This is a genomic window from Pseudomonas sp. NY15437 (assembly GCF_048068435.1).
GTDB classification, from domain to species: domain Bacteria; phylum Pseudomonadota; class Gammaproteobacteria; order Pseudomonadales; family Pseudomonadaceae; genus Pseudomonas; species Pseudomonas nitroreducens_B.
Map to the genome: position 1 here is coordinate 102,847 of NZ_JBLUQC010000003.1, position 15,992 is coordinate 118,838.

At 66.9% G+C, this 15,992-nt stretch carries 16 protein-coding genes; 10 read left to right on the top strand and 6 right to left on the bottom strand.

Translation table 11 applies throughout. The features are described from left to right. The first annotated feature begins 37 nt into the window (after positions 1-37). On the top strand, positions 38-907 hold the full coding sequence (locus tag ACNFIA_RS08005; protein WP_416783863.1) for a LysR family transcriptional regulator: 870 nt from the start codon (positions 38-40) through the stop codon (positions 905-907). Between the two features lie 16 nt (positions 908-923). Here the strand turns inward: ACNFIA_RS08005 and ACNFIA_RS08010 are convergent, their stop codons facing one another. After that, the gene (locus ACNFIA_RS08010) at positions 924-1,889 is read right to left on the bottom strand and encodes a GlxA family transcriptional regulator (protein WP_416783865.1); all 966 of its coding nucleotides are present in this window, start codon (positions 1,887-1,889) and stop codon (positions 924-926) included. A 97-nt stretch (positions 1,890-1,986) separates the two neighbouring features. Between ACNFIA_RS08010 and ACNFIA_RS08015 the strand changes: the two genes are divergently transcribed. Further along, complete coding sequence (locus ACNFIA_RS08015; RefSeq protein WP_416783867.1) at positions 1,987-2,436, top strand: tautomerase family protein; 450 nt, start codon at positions 1,987-1,989, stop codon at positions 2,434-2,436. 51 nt (positions 2,437-2,487) lie between these two features. Here ACNFIA_RS08015 and ACNFIA_RS08020 read toward each other — a convergent pair whose 3' ends face one another. Continuing rightward, positions 2,488-3,255 (bottom strand): sulfite exporter TauE/SafE family protein, encoded by a 768-nt coding sequence (locus ACNFIA_RS08020; RefSeq protein ID WP_416783869.1) that lies wholly within the window; start codon positions 3,253-3,255, stop codon positions 2,488-2,490. Positions 3,256-3,358: 103 nt separating this feature from the next. On the opposite strand from ACNFIA_RS08020, the gene ACNFIA_RS08025 reads away from it, so the two are divergent. Further along, positions 3,359-4,285 (top strand): LysR family transcriptional regulator, encoded by a 927-nt coding sequence (locus ACNFIA_RS08025; protein WP_416783871.1) that lies wholly within the window; start codon positions 3,359-3,361, stop codon positions 4,283-4,285. Between the two features lie 209 nt (positions 4,286-4,494). On the opposite strand, the gene ACNFIA_RS08030 is transcribed toward ACNFIA_RS08025, so the two are convergent. Next, on the bottom strand, positions 4,495-5,010 hold the full coding sequence (locus ACNFIA_RS08030) for a ProQ/FinO family protein (RefSeq protein WP_259755768.1): 516 nt from the start codon (positions 5,008-5,010) through the stop codon (positions 4,495-4,497). A 180-nt stretch (positions 5,011-5,190) separates the two neighbouring features. Continuing rightward, on the bottom strand, positions 5,191-6,168 hold the full coding sequence (locus ACNFIA_RS08035) for a GlxA family transcriptional regulator (protein WP_416783874.1): 978 nt from the start codon (positions 6,166-6,168) through the stop codon (positions 5,191-5,193). Positions 6,169-6,276: 108 nt separating this feature from the next. Here ACNFIA_RS08035 and ACNFIA_RS08040 point away from each other — a divergent pair, with 108 nt between their 5' ends. Both ACNFIA_RS08040 and ACNFIA_RS08045 read left to right on the top strand, forming a co-directional pair. Then, positions 6,277-7,071, top strand: coding sequence for an SDR family NAD(P)-dependent oxidoreductase (locus ACNFIA_RS08040; RefSeq protein WP_416783876.1), 795 nt, complete (start codon positions 6,277-6,279; stop codon positions 7,069-7,071). A 325-nt stretch (positions 7,072-7,396) separates the two neighbouring features. After that, positions 7,397-8,035 (top strand): glutathione S-transferase family protein, encoded by a 639-nt coding sequence (locus tag ACNFIA_RS08045; protein WP_416783878.1) that lies wholly within the window; start codon positions 7,397-7,399, stop codon positions 8,033-8,035. Positions 8,036-8,671: 636 nt separating this feature from the next. Here ACNFIA_RS08045 and ACNFIA_RS08050 read toward each other — a convergent pair. Next, on the bottom strand, positions 8,672-9,076 hold the full coding sequence (locus ACNFIA_RS08050) for a lysozyme inhibitor LprI family protein (RefSeq protein WP_416783880.1): 405 nt from the start codon (positions 9,074-9,076) through the stop codon (positions 8,672-8,674). Between the two features lie 87 nt (positions 9,077-9,163). After that, positions 9,164-9,844 (bottom strand): phytanoyl-CoA dioxygenase family protein, encoded by a 681-nt coding sequence (locus ACNFIA_RS08055; RefSeq protein ID WP_416783882.1) that lies wholly within the window; start codon positions 9,842-9,844, stop codon positions 9,164-9,166. 173 nt (positions 9,845-10,017) lie between these two features. Here ACNFIA_RS08055 and ACNFIA_RS08060 point away from each other — a divergent pair, with 173 nt between their 5' ends. From ACNFIA_RS08060 to ACNFIA_RS08080, 5 genes are read left to right on the top strand one after another with little or no spacing between them, the layout of a single operon-like run. Continuing rightward, positions 10,018-10,800, top strand: a complete 783-nt coding sequence (locus tag ACNFIA_RS08060; RefSeq protein WP_416783884.1) for an efflux RND transporter periplasmic adaptor subunit — start codon at positions 10,018-10,020, stop codon at positions 10,798-10,800. Then, positions 10,797-12,116 carry an efflux RND transporter periplasmic adaptor subunit gene (locus tag ACNFIA_RS08065; protein WP_416783886.1) on the top strand — a complete coding sequence of 440 codons (1,320 nt, stop codon included), beginning with the start codon at positions 10,797-10,799 and terminating at the stop codon, positions 12,114-12,116. Before ACNFIA_RS08060 ends, ACNFIA_RS08065 begins: the two co-directional genes overlap by 4 nt. Next, entirely contained in the window at positions 12,117-14,210 is a 2,094-nt protein-coding gene (locus ACNFIA_RS08070) for an HlyD family efflux transporter periplasmic adaptor subunit (protein ID WP_416783888.1), read from the top strand. After that, positions 14,194-15,009: an aspartyl/asparaginyl beta-hydroxylase domain-containing protein gene (locus ACNFIA_RS08075; protein WP_416783890.1), complete on the top strand. Its 816-nt coding sequence runs from the start codon at positions 14,194-14,196 to the stop codon at positions 15,007-15,009. Before ACNFIA_RS08070 ends, ACNFIA_RS08075 begins: the two co-directional genes overlap by 17 nt. Beyond that, the gene (locus ACNFIA_RS08080) at positions 15,009-15,980 is read left to right on the top strand and encodes a sulfotransferase family protein (protein ID WP_416783892.1); all 972 of its coding nucleotides are present in this window, start codon (positions 15,009-15,011) and stop codon (positions 15,978-15,980) included. Before ACNFIA_RS08075 ends, ACNFIA_RS08080 begins: the two co-directional genes overlap by 1 nt. The last annotated feature ends 12 nt before the right edge of the window (positions 15,981-15,992 follow it).

A 15,992-nucleotide genomic window follows, 5' to 3' on the forward strand; every position in this document is an offset into this window, starting at 1 on the left:
CGTAGTATTCGATAATCGAAAGTGGAAGAGGGCCGGCGTGACTCCCCATGACCTGCAGCTGGACTGGTTGAAATGCTTCGTCAGCGTGGTCGATGCCGGCTCGCTGTCCAGCGCCGCCGGCGAGATTCATCGCTCGCAGTCGGCGGTCAGCATGCAGTTGAAGAAGCTGGAAGGCGCCTTGGGTCGCCAACTGCTGGTGCGCGGCCCGCGCAGCCTGGAACTGACCGCCGATGGCCAGACCCTGCTGGGTTACGCGCGGCGCATGCTCGACCTGCAGGCGCAGGCCCAGGCCGCGTTCCACGGCGAAGCCCTCACCGGCAGGGTGCGCCTGGGGGTGCCCGATGACTATGCCGCGAAGTACCTCACGCCGGTGCTCAAGCGCTTCGCCCAGCGCTATTCCGGAGTGGAGATCGAGCTGAACTGCGAGCAGTCCACCTCGCTGATCCCGCGGGTCGCCAGCGGCGACCTGGACCTGGCGCTGGTCTCCCGCGATCACGGGCGACGCGGCACGCTGTTGTTCCATGAACCCATGGTCTGGGTGGGCTCCCCGCATTTCGAACTGTGGCGCCGCGAACCGCTGCCCATCGCGGTCTACGAGGACACCAGCCTGGCGCGGCGCAGTGCGATCAACTGCCTGGCCCTGCAGGGGCGGGACTACAAGGTGGTGTACAACAGTTCCAGCCTGGCGGGACAGATCGCCGCCGTGGAAAGCGGCCTGGCGGTGGCGGTGCTGACCCAGTGCAGCGTGCCGGAGCACTTCCAGGTGCTGGGCGCGGAGCACGGGCTGGGGCCGCTGGAGCCGATGCAGGTGGCCGTCTACCGCAGCCGTGCGTCGCAGGGCTCGCGGGCGGTCGACAGCTTGCGCAGCCTGCTGCTGCAGACCTTGCGGCAGGTGCCGGGCGAGTAGCGGCGCCGGCGGCCGATCAGCCCTGGCGCAATTGCCGTGGGCTGGCGTTGAGCAGGCGGCGCATCAGGCGGCGCAGGGCCGTGGCGTCCTGGTAGCCCACCTGCGCCGCGACGGCTTCCACCGAGCAGCCGCCGGCTTCGAGCAGCGCCCGCGCCTTGTTCACCTGCACCCGCTGGATCAGGTGCCGGGTGGAGTGCCCGGTGGCCTTGTGCACGTGGCGCGAGAGGGTGCGCTCGGACATGCCGACGCTGGCCGCCAGCGCCCTCACGCCGGGCAGCGCCGGCAGCGCCGCTTCGATCAGTGCGGTCAGGCGCGAGACCAGGGCATTGTCCTGCACCAGCATGGCCGGGATGACGAAGGGGGACTGCAATCGGCGGCGGTCGAGCAGCAGGGCCTTGCCCACCGCATCGGCGAGGTCCGGCGACAGGCGCCGGCGCAGCAGGTGCAGCATGAGATCGGTCTGCGCGAAGGCCGCGCCGGCGGTGGTCAGCGGGGGATCGGCCAGCACCATGAAATCCGGGTCCACCCGGCAGTGCGGCGCCACGGCCTGCAGGTGCGGCGCCAGCCACCAGGAGGTCGTCACCCGCCGCCCGTCCAGCAGCCCGGCTGCCTGCAGGAGGAACACCGCGGAACAGGACGCGGCGATTTCCCGGCCGCTGGCCAGGTGCGTGCGCAACGCCGCGAGGAGGGGCGCCGCCCACGGCTCCCCGAGGCGCTGCGGGAGCAGGGCGGCGTCGCTCACGCCGATTCCGGGGATGACCCAGCACGAATGGTCACCGGCGCTGTGCTCCAGCGCCTCGACGTGCAGCTGCAGGCCATGCCCCAGCGGCACGGCGCCGGGCTGCGGGCCGCAGACGCGCCAGCGTGGCGCAGCCAGGCCGCGGCGTTGCGCGACGGTAGCGGCGGTGGCGAGGATGTCCAGGGTGGCGGTCACGCTGGAGGCGAAGGCCCCCGGAACGACCAACAGGGTGAAATCATGCATTGTCCGATTATGCGCGAAAGAAGACGGATCGGTCACTGTCGCGCCGATGGCGGGAGCTGGCCCAATAGCGCCTCCTTTCATCGACGAGTGATCCAACATGCCCAACATCCTGATCAAGGTCCCCACCGGAGCGTTCCCCGAGCCGCAGCGCGAGCGCCTGCTGGCGGCGGTCAGCGAGGCCGCCATCGCCTGCGAGCGGATCGGCCCCGACCCGCGCCAGCGCAGCCTGTGCTGGGTGCTCGTCGAGGAGGTGCGCGCAGCCGACTGGCTTTGCGGCGGCGGGAACCTGCACGCCCAGGCCATCCCCTGCATCGTCACGGTCAAGGTGCCGGCCGGCGTGCTCGACGAGCCGTTGCGCAGGGACTATGTGCAGGCCCTGCACCAGGCCATCGCGCAATGCGTGGAGCCGCAGGACGAGCGTCTGCTGATGACCTCGATCCAGCTGGAGGAGGTCGCCGACGGGACCTGGGGCGCGAACGGCAGCCTCTGGCACCTGGCCGATTTCACCCGCGCGGCGGGGTATGGGCATCTGCTGGCGCGCGGCTGAAGCGGCGCGTCGAGTGGCCAGCCCTGAACGGCTGGCCGGTTCCCCGGCGCTTCATGAGCTGAAGTAGCGCCCGATCAGGGCCACGCCGCTGGCCAGCACCAACCAGGTCACCAGCCGGATGAAGGCATCGCGGGACAGACGCTGCGTCAGGCGCCGGCCCACCCACAAGCCCGCTGCCATCACCGGCAGCAGCACCAACGCGAGCAGCAGCAACGCGCGGTCGGCATACACGCCCGCCAGCAGGAACAGCCCCAGGCGCACCACCGTGCTGCAACTGATCAACGCGCTCTGGGTGGCGCGGGCCTGCTCGGTAGAGGCCAGCCGGGCATTCAGGTACAGCGCGTAGAGAAACCCGCCGCTGCCGAACAGGGCGCCGAACAGCCCGCCCACCGTGCCCGCCGGGAGCGCCCACGCGGCGCCCAGGCGATCGGGCCGTACCTTCACGGCCAGGCTGTAGAGCGCATAGCTGGTGACGAACAGCCCCATCAGCAACAGCAGGACGTCGGATTTGAGCTGCAACAGGAACACCACGCCCAGGGTGCAGCCCACGGCCATGCACGGCAGCAGCCGCAGCAGCTCATTGCGCACCACCGCCTTGCGCGCCGGCAGCCAGTTGCCGAAGGCGGCGACGAAATCCAGCAGGACCAGCAGCGGGATGATCCGCGACAACGGCATGAAGTGGATCAGCACCGGCCCGGCGACCAGCGCCGTGCCGAAACCGGCGATGCCGAACACCACGTAGGCCGCCGCGATACCGGCCAGCACCAGCAACCATTCGAGGGCGGAAAAGGGCAATAGCGCGACGGCGGACTCCAGCATGGCGAACCCGGAACGAAGGACGTGGGCACAGGTTAGCCAAGACCCAGCCATGCTGACTAATATGGAAAATCGCCTTGACCCATCTCGAAACGAGATCGCACGCATGACCTCCGTTCGCCAGTTGCGTTACTTCGTCGACATTGCCGACTGCGGGAGCTTCACCGCCGCCGCCGATAACCTGTTCATCGCGCAGTCGGCCCTGAGCCGGCAGATCAAGGAGCTGGAGCAGCACCTGGGCACGCCGCTGTTCGAGCGCACCGCGCGCCAGCCCCGGCTGACCGCCGCCGGCCAGGCCTTCTACCAGCGCGCGCGCAAACTGCTGGCCGACCTCGACAAAGCCGAGCGCCTGGCCCAGGACATCGGCCGCGGCCAGCGCGGCAGTGTGCGTCTGAACCATTCCAGCACCGTGCCCCTGGCCGGCCTGCTGCTGGAACGCATCGGCGCCTACCTGCGCGACAACGCCGACGTTTCGCTGGAGATCGCCCAGCAATCGTCCGAAGCCCAGCTGCAGGACATCGCCGAAGGCAATCTGGATGTGGGCCTGCTGCGGTTACCGGTGCTGCGCCAGCACGACGAGGTGGACGTTCACCCGCTGTTCGACGAGCCGCTGTACCTCGCCGTGGCAGCGCAACACCCGCGTGCGCAGGCGGCCTGCGTGCACCTGGCCGAGCTTCGCGACGAGCGCTTCATTTCCATTCCCCACGGCCAGCGCGGTGGCCTGAGTTACCAGTCCGCCGCCCTGTGCATGCAGGCCGGCTTCTTCCCCCGCGCCGCCCAGGTGGTGTCACGCAAGACCACGCAGCTGCAACTGATCCAGGCCGGCTTCGGCGTGGCGTTGTTGCCGGAAAGCATGCGGGCCCTGGCCCCGGGATCGGTGGTCTTCGTGCCGCTGGCCGATGAGGGCTGCAGCACCACGGTGGCGCTGGCCTGCGGGCGCGGGCAGGGGGAAATGCTGCAGCGCTTCGTGGCGGCATTGCGGGGGAGTGCGGTCGGCTGCGGCTCGCTCGATCAGGAGCAGCCGGCAGGTTAGCGCACCGCTGCCGGGCGGCAGGCCGTTTGCGCAGAAGCGGCAGAAGCAACGGTCTTCTTCTGTGAGTCCGTGCCTGTATTCCCCTCTCCCGGAAGGGAGAGGGGGGCCTGGATCCGGCTGAAGCCGTACAGGACTATCCAGGTAGAAGCATGCGGGCCCGGTAGTGCAGGCGCGGGACGGCCGCTCACGCAGAGGGGCGCGGCAGCGGCTCAGTCCTCGGCCGGCTGCACCGTCGCATCGGCAGCGGGGGTTGCCGCCTCAGCCTGCGCTTTCGACTTGGCTCGCAGGCGTCGCTCCTGGCTGCGCTGGCGCGCCGCCTGTTGCTTGGCGTGCAGTGCCTGGGCGGCGGTCACGGTGCCGGCGACCTGGCCGTTCAAGTCCAGGCGTGGCGCATTCTCCACCATGCAGCCCCAGTAACGCGCACCCTTGCACCAGGTGCCGATGCCCAGCTTGAGCTGTTCGCTGGTGAGGCCAAGCTGCTCCAGGTGCTGCTCGGCATCCTTGAGAATGCCTTCCTTGAGCGGAACCTTGGGCGCCGGATTGACCGGGAAGGCCAGGGGGAAGTGCTTCTGCAGTTTCCAGATCGCTTCCACCGCAGGGTCCTGGTCGCGAGGCTTTGCCTTTGGCGTGGACTTGCGTTGAGGGCGCTTTGCGTTGTCAGCCTTTGCCTGCTCTTTTTCAGCCCGGAGGCGGTCACGGAGCACCGCTAGTTGTTCAAAACCCATCGTTCAATTCACAGCTTCTTGGTTGATTGCCTGGCCCAAGGGTATTCGAAGTCGCCTTCTGGAGCACCTGAATCCGTGCAAATCCCTGCGGATTCTCTCGCTTCTCGATGGCCGGTTCGGCCGGCGACAGGCGCTGGCGCGGGGCGTCATGCCGAAGAATCCGGCCACCGCGGCCTTCCTTCATGTCGCATCGGTGAGGCTGGCGTGGCTCGTCAGCACCTGGCGCGCATCCCGGCGTACCGCCTGTGGCGGCACGCCGAAGCCGCGCAGGAAGGCTTCGCGCAGGTGGCGGCGGTCGCGGAAGCCCGTCTCCCGTGCCACCACGTCGAGGGAGTGGCGGCTCTGTTCGATCATCAGGCGGGCGGCCTCCAGCCGCAGCCCCTCGATGGCCTTGGCCGGCGACTGCCCGGTCTCGGCGGTGAACACGCGGGTGAACTGGCGCGGACTGAGGTGCGCCACCGCGGCCAGGTCTTCCACGCCCAGCGGCTGCTTGAGGTGCTGCCGGGCGTAGTTCAGGGAGCTCTGGATGCGGTCGGACTTGGGAGCGAGGTCGAGCATTTCGGAGTGCTGCGATTGGCCGCCGGATCGATGCTGGTGCATGACCAGCTTGTGCGCCACCGAGCGCGCGACGTCTGCGCCCAGGTCCTTCTCCACCATGCCGACGGCGAGGTCGAGGCCGGCGGTCATTCCGGCCGAGGTCCAGAAGGGGCCATCGACGATGTAGATGCGATCCGCCTCCACCGTGACCTCCGGGTGGCGGTTCTGCAGCGCCTGGGCGTAGGCCCAGTGCGTCGTGGCGCGGCGCCCGGCGAGCAATCCGGCCTCGGCAAGGACGAAACCGCCGGTGCAGATGCCGACGGTGCGGCGCGCCTGGTGGCCAGCCTTGCGGACGAAATCGAGCACGGCGGGGGCGGTTTCGCTCGCCACCGGATCGTTCACGCCCACCACTATCCAGGTGTCGGCCAGTCCCGGCGCCTGCAGCGCACGGGTGTCCATGGCAAGCCCGAGCGAGGAGCGCACGAGCCCGCCGGACGGCGAGTAGTAGCCGATGCTGTAGACGGGTTCGCCGGCGACCAGGTTGGCGAACTCGAAGACCGTCTGGGTGGCCAGGGAGAGCACCTGGAATCCGTCCGTGACCACATAGCCGATGCGATGCATGCGGGCGTCTCGTATGTCCTGAATCACTACCTTATACGTCATTTGAGATACAGCCAAGCGGCGGCATGCTGATTCCCAGTTCCTCCCCAACCCCCCTGGAGCATCGACATGACTCAATCCCGTCTCGGTACCGCACTGATCACTGGCGCTTCTTCCGGCATCGGCGCCATCTACGCGGAACGTCTGGCCCGTCGCGGCCACGACCTGATCCTGGTGGCCCGCAATCGCAGTCGCCTGGATGCCCTGGCCAAGCGCCTGAGCGACGAAACCGGGCGCTCGGTGGAAGTCCTCGTCGCCGACCTGGCCGACAGGGCCGACCTGGCCAAGGTCGAGGACGTGCTGCGATCCGACGCGAGTATTTCCCTGCTGGTGAACAACGCCGGCGTCGGTGCGACGCGACCGTTGCTCGAATCGAACGTCGACGCGCTGGAAGATCTGCTGACGCTCAACGTGAATGTGCTGACGCGCCTGACCTATGCCGCCGTGCCGGGCTTCGTGGCGCGCGGCGGCGGCACCCTGATCAACATTGCCTCCATCGTTGCTATCGCCCCGGAGGTGCTGAACGGCGTCTACGGCGGTTCCAAGGCATTCGTGCTCGCCTTCAGCCAATCGCTGCGCCATGAGCTTGCGGAGAAAAACGTCACGGTCCAGGTAGTGCTGCCGGGGGCGACCGCCACCGACTTCTGGGGCATCGCCGGCACGCCGCTGGAGCACCTGCCGGGCGCCATCGTGATGTCGGCGGAGGACATGGTGGACGCCGCCCTGGCCGGCCTCGACCAGGGCGAGTTCGTCACCATTCCGGCGCTACCGGAGATCGCCGATTTCAACGAGTACGAAGCCGCGCGCCAGCGGCTGCTCCCCAACCTGTCGCGCAGTGAGCCGGCCGCGCGTTACCAGGGGTGAGGCGCCTGTAGGCGTGGTTGTCACCCGGCGAGGGGGCGAGGTGATCGCCCCCTGCGCCGCGCACCGTAACCCCCGAGTGGCCACCGCCGCCTGGCGGGCTGGTCGCCGGTGGGCGAAACGAAATGGATGTCGACCGGGCGCTGTAGCAGGTTCATTGAACCTGCCGGTGTAGCGCATGGGTATGTAAGCTCAGCTAACAAGATTCTTTAGAAATTATCGGTATTTAAAGACCGATCATCACGATAGTGTGAGTTTTGTTTACAGATCATTGCGCGGGCCAGCAAGGGTTCCTCCGCGTCTTTCTATTCCTTCGGCAAAGCATTCCATGTACACACTTCACTTCGCGCCCACGGCGAACGGATTCAAGATATTGATCATGCTGGAAGCCCTCGGCGTGCCTTTTCAGATTCAACGCGTGAATCTTTCTCACGGTGAACAGCATCGACCGGAGTTCGCGAGGCTGACTCCCTTCCAGAAGATTCCAGTGCTGGTGGATCATCGGCAGTCGGTAGCACTTCCAGAGTCAGGCGCGATCCTTCAGTACCTGGCCGAAACCCACGGCAGATTTTTGCCGCCATCGGGTTCCGAGCGCTACGAAGTGCTGCAGTGGCTGGCGTGGCAGATCAGCAGTCTTGGCCCGATGGCGGGGCAGTGGCATCACTTCATGCATCGTGAAAACACGGCGGATGACTACGCGAAAGAGCGCTACCGAACAGAAACGTCCCGATTGTTCCACATCGTGGAGCAAGCGTTGGCGGGACGGGACTTCATCTGCTCGGCGTATTCAATCGCCGACATGGCGATTTATCCCTGGCTGCGAATCCATGAACTGCTGGACATCGACCTTCAAGCGCTTCCCAGAGTACGGCGTTATCTGAAGCGGATTGGAGCACGAGAGGAGGTGGTCACCGCCTACCGGAGGGGCGCTGGACAGGAGATCGCCGCGATGAGCGCTAGTAAATAACCATTGGGTGACTCATCGAGCTGCGAGAGGCGGCTACCGACCCATAGCGGACGCCTAATGAGTGCTTTCAGATCAATGCCGTAAGATATGATTTCTATTTTCGCGTGTATGGAAGGGCAGGAAAATGGAGGGATTTTCAAACCTGTTATGGCAATGGTACGGCGCTGAGCAGGAGGGGAAAATTGCCGCAATTTCCAGGCTCGTTGGTGCGCTTGAGTTTCTTGCAGCAGACGCAGCGGTGCAGAGAGATATTGTTCCCGATTGTCCCATATGTGAGGCATGGTCGTCGCACATGTTGCTGGTTCATGATGCGATCAGTATCTGTGGAGCTGCTTTGCCCGATGAGATCAGGATTCAACTCGATCGAGTCTGGGAGCTATGCTCCGCGATAAACGAGTTAAACCTTCCTTGCCATGATCGAGATGTCTTTGAGCAGCAGCCATGGCAGCCGTTACGTGCGGCGGCCAGTTACATGCTTCTCCGGATGGGAGTGGTAGAAGTAAAAACATGTCTGGCCGAGTTGTCCCCGTGATTTTTCGGTGGATTGGGGGATGATTGTGCGTTTAGACATCCGCTTCTGGCCGGGTACCGAGTCAGTGGGGGCTTGCGGCAGTGAACCTGGCAAAGCGTGGGCGCTCACCATCCATAGTCATCCATGATGTTCTTGAACTGATTTGCCAGCTTCACTCGACATTCTGACTCGTGGGCACTGGACCAAGCCCCACCATAGGTGTCGCTCATGGAGCGGCAGAAATCAGCGCGGAACCGTTCCCACTGATCTTTTGCCGATGCAAGCCGGCTGGCCGAGTCTTTTTTTGGCTCCTGTTCAGCTTCTTTCATGAGTTGTTTGTATCTCTTATCCATATCCTCATTAGCCTTTTTCCAGGCTGGATAGCTTTCGTTGGCGTACTCAACCATGGCGGGTTCTGCTGTCGAGTAAAGAGGTAGCGTTGCGACCAAGAGCAGCGGTATTCGGCGAACCGCTGCCGAGAAGGTGGGGCCAGTCGAGAAGCGACTAGCGCGAGCGCGTGGTGCAAGCATCTTTGTTCATCCTTGAGCAGCGGGCCTGGCATTGAGCATAGATGAGAGTCCGCTAATGGCCCTAACCCGACTCTTCCGGGAACTGCACTAGCCCGTCGCCAGCGCATTACCTGTCGGTGCGAACCGTTCCGTCGTGTCCATCCGGACGTTGCGAAGCGCCGCGGTGGCCAGGTGTGTCGCATGGAGCTGTTCCGAGCGATAGCTGATCAGCATGGAGCGTCGTCGGGCACCGCTGGCGTTCAAGCTGCCCCCATGCACGAGGTCGACGTCGAACACCAGTATGTCTCCGGCGCGACCTTGCAGGTGCACGGCTCGGGACTCGTCGTTGAGGTCTTCAGGTGGCGCGTCCGGCTGGGGGCGATGGCTGCCGGGGATGATCCGTGTGGCGCCGTTGTGCGCAGCGAAATCGTCGAGAAAGACCAGGGCGTTCACCATGTCCCCCGGGCGCCGGGCGGAGAGATCGCGGTGCAGTTGCTGGTGCCCACCGCCCGGCAGGGGTTCCCGGCCTTCGGCCTGGGCAATGAAGAAGCGTTCGCCGATCAGTTCACCGACGACCGCCAGTAACGCAGGCAGGCGGCATGTCGCCTGTACCACAGGCGCCAGGTCGAGCTGCGCATGGCGCCAATCCTGCCCGCGGGGAACGGGCCATTGGTCGGAAGGCAGGACGTTGGCATCGAAGATGGCGCGAAGCGCTTCCACCGTGTCGGGTCCGATCGCGCTGCGCAGCATCGCGTAGCCGTTTGCATGGAGTTCGCGGCGGTCGGGCATGGTGTCCTTCTTGTCCTTGGTTGGCAGTCACCGGGTGGCGTCGGTCGCCGGCTCCGGTGGCGAATGCTTGCCCGCGAGCCGAGATGGTCGAGTGAATGAAGGAAATCTTGGGTAGCCAATTTCCGACAACGATCGACTCCCGTAGACTTTGACGATCTGCCAGGAGAAGAACAATGCATAAAGGGATTTGGCTGGGGTTGGGCGTGTTGCTGTGCATGGCAGGAGCGGTGCAGGCCGCCGAGCCCGCTCTGGACGACCCATTGCTGTCTAACCCGTCTTCTTCCAACGGGCATGCCGGGGATGTTCGCGGCATCCTGCGGGCGCGGGACCAGGCAATGCTGTCCAGCGAACTGGCCGGGCGCATCCTGGAGATGCCGTTCGCGGACGGGCAGTCCTTCCGCAAGGGCGATGTGCTGGTGCGTTTCGATTGCTCGGCCTACCAGGCCCAGCTCAACGCGGCCCAGGCCGGCGCCCGTGCGGCCGGCGAGCAACTGGGGCACAACCGCCAGTTGGCAGCGCTCAACTCGGTGGGGCGCTTCGAGGTCGCACTGGCCGAGGCCAAGCTTTCCGAAGCCCAGGCCCAGGTGCAGGTCTACAAGGTTCAGGTCGGCCGCTGCGTGGTCGCCGCACCCTTCGATGGCCAGGTGGTGCAGCGCAAGGCGCAACCCTTCGAGAGTGTGTCCGGTGGCGCGCCGCTGCTGGAGATCGTCGACAACCGCAGCCTGGAAATCCGCCTGCTGGTGCCGTCGCGCTGGGTGTCCCGGCTGAAGGTGGGGCAGTCTTTCAGCTTCGTTCCCGATGAGACCGGCCAGCCGTTGACGGTGGAGATCAAGCGCCTGGGCGCGCGCATCGACGAGGGCAGCCAGATGCTGCCGTTGATTGCCTCGCTGCCGGCTGACACCAAGGGCCTTCTGGCGGGCATGAGCGGATCGGCCCGCTTTACGGAGATGCCATGAACGCACCGCAGGCCGGGCTGGCCGAGCGGGTCTTCGCGCAGTTTCTAGGGCTGGAACGCCAGGCCCGCGCGGCGCGGACGGTGGAGCAACTGGCCTATCACATCGTCAATGACGGCCAGACGCTGTTCGGCTATCGACACGCAGCGTTGCTGATCGCGGGCAAGGTCCGGGCACTCACCGGCATCAGCGTGGTGGAGCCCAATGCTCCCTTCGTGGCTTTCGTCGAACAGGCGTGCGCCCAATTGAGTGGGCTCGGCGCCCTCGACAAGCCGCAGCGCGTCGATTTCCAGAGCCTGGGCGCGCAGCAGCAGGCCGATTGGCAGGCGCTTTCCGCAGGCGACGTTTTCTGGCTGCCGCTGGCGGACCAGCAGGGAGCCCCCTTTGGCGGCCTCTGGCTCGCCCGCGAGCAGCCCTGGAGCGAAGCGGAACAGGCGTTGCTGGTGCAACTGGGGGATGCCTACGCGCATGCCTGGAAAGCCCTTCAGCCGCGCAAACCCTGGCGCGCGCGCTGGCCGCGGAAGAAGGTGGCGCTCATCGCCGCCGGGCTGTGCCTGCTGCTGCTCGTGCCCGTGCGCCAATCGGTGCTGGCACCGGCAGAAGTCGTCCCGCTTGATGGTCAGGTCATCGCCGCGCCGCTGGATGGCGTGATCCAGCAGGTGCTGGTCAAGCCTAACCAGGGTGTCAAGGCCGGTGACCTGCTGGTGCGTTTCGACGCCACCACGCTGCAGGCGCAGGCTGATGTGGCTGAGCGCTCCCTGGGCGTGGCCGAGGCCGAGCTCAAGGCCAATTCCCAACGCGCTTTCTCCGACGCCGAATCCGGTGCCCGGGTCGATCTGCTGGCGGCGCGCGTCGAGCAGAAGCGCGCCGAGCGTGACTATGCCCGCGACCTGTTGGCACGTGCCGAGGTCCGGGCGCCCCGTGACGGTATTGCGGTATTCGCCGATGCCGAGCGCTGGACCGGCAAGCCGGTGCAGACCGGCGAGCGCCTGATGGAACTGGCCGATCCCCGACAGGCCGAGCTGCGGATCGATCTGGCGGTGGCCAATGCCATCCGCCTGGCGCCGCAGGCCGAGGTGCAGCTGTTTCTGGACAGTGATCCGCTGAATCGCTATTCCGCGCGCCTGGCACGCAGCGCCTACGAGGCTCAGCCGGTCGCGGGCGGCCAACTGGCGTACCGCCTGGACGCACGTTTCGACGCGGCGCCGCCGCGGATCGGTTTGCGCGGCACCGCCAAGCTGTATGGCGAGCGAGCGCCGATCCTGCTCTACTTGCTGCGCCGGCCCCTGGCCGCTCTGCGCCAGACGGTGGGGTTCTAGATGCGTCTGCCGGCGCTGCGCGCTGATCTGCAATTATCGCCGGGCGCCGCCGCTCTGGATGGTTCGCCGCAATGGACGCTGGCCGATCCACTGCGCGGGCGCTACTTCAAGCTGGGGGTGGCGGCAATGCGCCTGCTGCGCCATTGGGCCCTGGGTGATCCGCAGCGGGTGCTGCAAGCGGCCAACGCCGAAGGCGGTGCGCACCTGGCCGAAGAGGATTTGCAGCAGTTGCTGGTATTCCTCCGCCAGCAGGACCTGATCAGCCCCGCGGACGGTGAGCAGCGCGGCAGCTACGGGCAGAAGGCCGCGTTGCAACGCCACGGCTTGTGGAAGTCGCTGCTGCATCAGTATCTGTTCTTCCGTATCCCCTTGTGGCGGCCGGATGCCTTCCTCAATCGCGCCTGGCCCTGGTTGGCCCGCCACGGGCGGCTACTGTTGCGGGTCGGCCTGCCGCTGACCCTCGGTCTCGGTCTGTTGCTGGTGGCGCGGGACTGGGATCGCTTCCTGGCGACCTTTCCGCACCTGTTCAGCGTTGGCGGCGCCCTGGCTTTCGGCGTCGCGCTGCTGTTCGCCAAGCTGTGCCACGAGTTCGGTCATGCGTTCATGGCCAAGCGCGCCGGATGCCGGGTACAGAGCATGGGCGTGGCCTTCATGGTGATGTTGCCGTTGTTCTACACCGACGTCAGCGATGCCTGGCGAGTGACCGACCGCCGCTCGCGCCTGCTGATCGGTGCCGGTGGCGTGCTGGCCGAGCTGACGCTGGCGTGCGTTGCGCTGCTGGCCTGGTCGTTGTTGCCGGACGGCCCGCTGCGCACCTCGGCCTTCCTGCTCGCCAGTGCGACCTGGGTCACCACGGTACTCGTGAACCTCAATCCGTTCATGCGCTTCGACGGCTACTTCCTCCTCAGCGATCTGTGGGGCGTCGAGAATCTGCAGGGGCGTGCCTTCGCCCTGTGCCGCTGGCGCCTGCGCGAGGCATTGTTCGGCTATGCCGATCCGATGCCCGAGCCCTGGCCGGACGACATGCGCCGACGCCTGCTGTTGTGGGGGTACGGCTCCTGGCTGTGGCGCGCGGCGCTGTTCCTGGGCATTGCGCTGACGGTCTATCACCTGTTCTTCAAGGTGCTGGGCATCTTCCTGATGCTGGTGGAGCTGGTCTGGTTCATCGGCCTGCCGATCTGGCGCGAATGGCGTGAGTGGTGGCAGCGCCGCGATCAGGCGCAGCCCGCCCGGCTCTTGCTGGGGGGCGCCGGCCTGGCGGCCTTGCTGCTGGTGCTGCTGGTGCCCTGGCGCGGCAGCGTGGAAATCCCCGCAGTGCTGGAAGCCACCCGTGCGTCGGCACTTCATGCGCCCGTGGCGGCCAGGCTCGAACGGGTCATGGTGAGCGACGGGCAACCTGTGGTCGCGGGCGAGCTGCTGCTCGAGCTGGAGTCTCCAGACCTTGACGCGCGGCAGAGCATTACCCGTCGCGACATCGATATCACCCAACTGCAGCTGCGCCGCCAGGCTGGCCGAAGCGAGACGGCTGCCGATGTCGGCGTGCTGGAACAGCGACTGGCCGAAGCCGTGGCCGAGTACCGCGGGTTGGCCGCGCAACGCGAGCGCCTGCAGATCCGCGCCCCTCACGCCGGGGTCGTGCGGGACCTGCCGGCGGAACTCGCTTCCGGCCTGTGGCTGTCGCCGCGGCAGGTGCTGGCTCGGGTCGTGGAACCGGGGGTTCGCCTGCGCGGATACGTCGCCGAGCAGGCGGTGTGGCGAGTCGAGCCCGGGGCCGTTGGCCGCTTCATCGCCGACGACCCGGCGCGCCCGGCGCTCGCGGTACGCCTGGAATCGGTGGATGCCACCGGGACGTCGCACCTTGACCTGGAGGCCTTGGCGTCCGACCGCCAGGGCCCGATCGCCGTGCAGCGTGACGACCAGGGGCGCGCCCAGCCCGTGCAGGGGCAATACGCGGTGCGGCTGAGTGCGGACCTGAAGGGGGAACTGCCGCAGCCGGTGCGCGGAGAGGTGTTGCTGGCGGCACGCGGTGAGTCGCCGCTGAGCGCCATCTGGCGGCGGCTGGCAGCCTTGGGCGTACGTGAAAGTGGCTTCTGAATTCCGCTTCCCGCCCTGCGCCCGGCTGCCGTTGCGTTTTCCGACGCAGGACCTGCAGGCCGCTGTGGCGGCGCTGCCGGCCAGCGCCTGGGTCACTCATTTCAATACGGCCTACCATAGCGGAGGCTGGAGCGGTGTCAGCCTGCTGGCGCCGGAGGCGTCGAACCACGCGCTGTCCGCCGGGCAGGGGAACGACACACGGCCGCCCTCTGCGACGCGCTGGTACGGCCCGTTCTGGCAGGCGCTGTTGCAGCGCTTCGAGACGCCTGTCGGTTGCGCCCGCCTGCTGCGCCTGGACGCGGGCAGCAGCATCCGCGAGCACTGCGACCCGGACCTGGGCGACCCCGACGGAGAGGTGCGTCTGCACATTCCCATTCTCACTGGGCCGGGCGTCGAGTTCCTGCTCGAGGGCCAGGTCGTGCCGATGGCGCCGGGGGAGTGCTGGTTCCTCGACCTGGCGCGGCCGCATCGGGTGGACAACGTCAGCGAGCAGGCGCGGGTACATCTGGTGATCGATGCCCGGCGCAACGACTGGCTGCGTCGGCAGATCGCGGCGGGCCTGACGGACACCCCGGCCTGCCAGCCGGCGCGTTCGACCCTGGCCTTCGCCGAGTTTCGTCGCCAGGTGGAGCGTCGCCCCGACCTCGCCGCAGCGCTGTGCGACCTCCAGGACCCCCGTGATTTCTGCGCTCGCGCGGTCGCCCTGGGCGACGGGATGGGGCTGCGTTTCCAGGACGACGACGTGCGGGCGGCGATGCGTCAGGGGCGTCGGGCATGGCTGGACCAGGGGAGTTACTGATGGCTGTCAGGCAAAGCCAAGGTGATTGGCGCGGCTGGCTGCCGATCCGGGTGTTCGTGGCCGGCGATCAGTGGCGCGTCGACTGGTGCTGGTTCGGCGATACGCCGTTGCGCGAACCCTTTTTCAGCGACAGCGTGCGTCGCGCGCTGCGCCTGCCGTTCAACCAGGCGATGCGCCGGGAAAGCTCGCTGGACGCCTTGGACCAATGGCACGCGGCGAGCCCCGGCGTGGCGCCGAGCCTGTTCATTCACCATGCCTCGCGCTGTGGCTCGACGCTGCTGGCGCAACTGCTTGCCAGCGACGAAAAGAACATCGTGGTGTCCGAGGCGCCGGCGCTGGACACGCTGCTGCGCGCCGGGCTGCAGGCTCCGGAGCTGGCCCTCAAAGTCGACGAAGGTCTGCGCGGATTGCTCAGCGCCTATGGTCAACGGCGCCTGGGCAGCGAGCAGGCGCTGGTGGTGAAGTTCGATGCCTGGAATGTTTTCCAGGCATCGATCCTGCGACGGCTGTACCCGGCGACGCCGAGCCTGTTTGTCTATCGCGATCCACTGGAAATCGTCGTTTCGCACCTTCGCCAGCCTGGCATGCACATGGTGCCGGGGCTGCTCGGAGAGACCTCGCTGGAGGCGACCGGTGCACCCGGTGGGGTCGACAGGGTGGCGCGGCACATCGGGCAGATTCTGCAGGGTGGCCTGCAGTTGTGCCGGGAATACGGGGCGGTGCCGGTGAACTACAGCGAGTTGCCGGGCGCGGCATGGCAGCGACTGGCGAGCCTGTTGCGCGTGGAGGCGGTGGACCGCGGGCGCCTGCAGGAGGTGGCGTGTTCGGATGCCAAGCAGCCCGGCATGGCCTTCAGCCCGGACGGCGAGCGCAAGCGCGCCGCTGCGGACGATGCGGTGCGAATGGCGGTGGAGTGCTGGGCGAGGGCGCCCTATGAGGACCTGGAGGCTCTGCGCCTGGACATGGCATGAGGGCGGGGGCGG

Coding starts and splice junctions, on each gene's coding strand:
- ACNFIA_RS08050 (WP_416783880.1), bottom strand. CDS start 9,076: ATGCTTGCACCACGCGCTCGCGCTAGTCGCTTCTCGACTGGCCCCACC.
- ACNFIA_RS08045 (WP_416783878.1), top strand. CDS start 7,397: ATGTACACACTTCACTTCGCGCCCACGGCGAACGGATTCAAGATATTG.
- ACNFIA_RS08035 (WP_416783874.1), bottom strand. CDS start 6,168: ATGCATCGCATCGGCTATGTGGTCACGGACGGATTCCAGGTGCTCTCC.
- ACNFIA_RS08080 (WP_416783892.1), top strand. CDS start 15,009: ATGGCTGTCAGGCAAAGCCAAGGTGATTGGCGCGGCTGGCTGCCGATC.
- ACNFIA_RS08070 (WP_416783888.1), top strand. CDS start 12,117: ATGCGTCTGCCGGCGCTGCGCGCTGATCTGCAATTATCGCCGGGCGCC.
- ACNFIA_RS08030 (WP_259755768.1), bottom strand. CDS start 5,010: ATGGGTTTTGAACAACTAGCGGTGCTCCGTGACCGCCTCCGGGCTGAA.
- ACNFIA_RS08020 (WP_416783869.1), bottom strand. CDS start 3,255: ATGCTGGAGTCCGCCGTCGCGCTATTGCCCTTTTCCGCCCTCGAATGG.
- ACNFIA_RS08025 (WP_416783871.1), top strand. CDS start 3,359: ATGACCTCCGTTCGCCAGTTGCGTTACTTCGTCGACATTGCCGACTGC.
- ACNFIA_RS08010 (WP_416783865.1), bottom strand. CDS start 1,889: ATGCATGATTTCACCCTGTTGGTCGTTCCGGGGGCCTTCGCCTCCAGC.
- ACNFIA_RS08065 (WP_416783886.1), top strand. CDS start 10,797: ATGAACGCACCGCAGGCCGGGCTGGCCGAGCGGGTCTTCGCGCAGTTT.
- ACNFIA_RS08055 (WP_416783882.1), bottom strand. CDS start 9,844: ATGCCCGACCGCCGCGAACTCCATGCAAACGGCTACGCGATGCTGCGC.
- ACNFIA_RS08040 (WP_416783876.1), top strand. CDS start 6,277: ATGACTCAATCCCGTCTCGGTACCGCACTGATCACTGGCGCTTCTTCC.
- ACNFIA_RS08060 (WP_416783884.1), top strand. CDS start 10,018: ATGCATAAAGGGATTTGGCTGGGGTTGGGCGTGTTGCTGTGCATGGCA.
- ACNFIA_RS08015 (WP_416783867.1), top strand. CDS start 1,987: ATGCCCAACATCCTGATCAAGGTCCCCACCGGAGCGTTCCCCGAGCCG.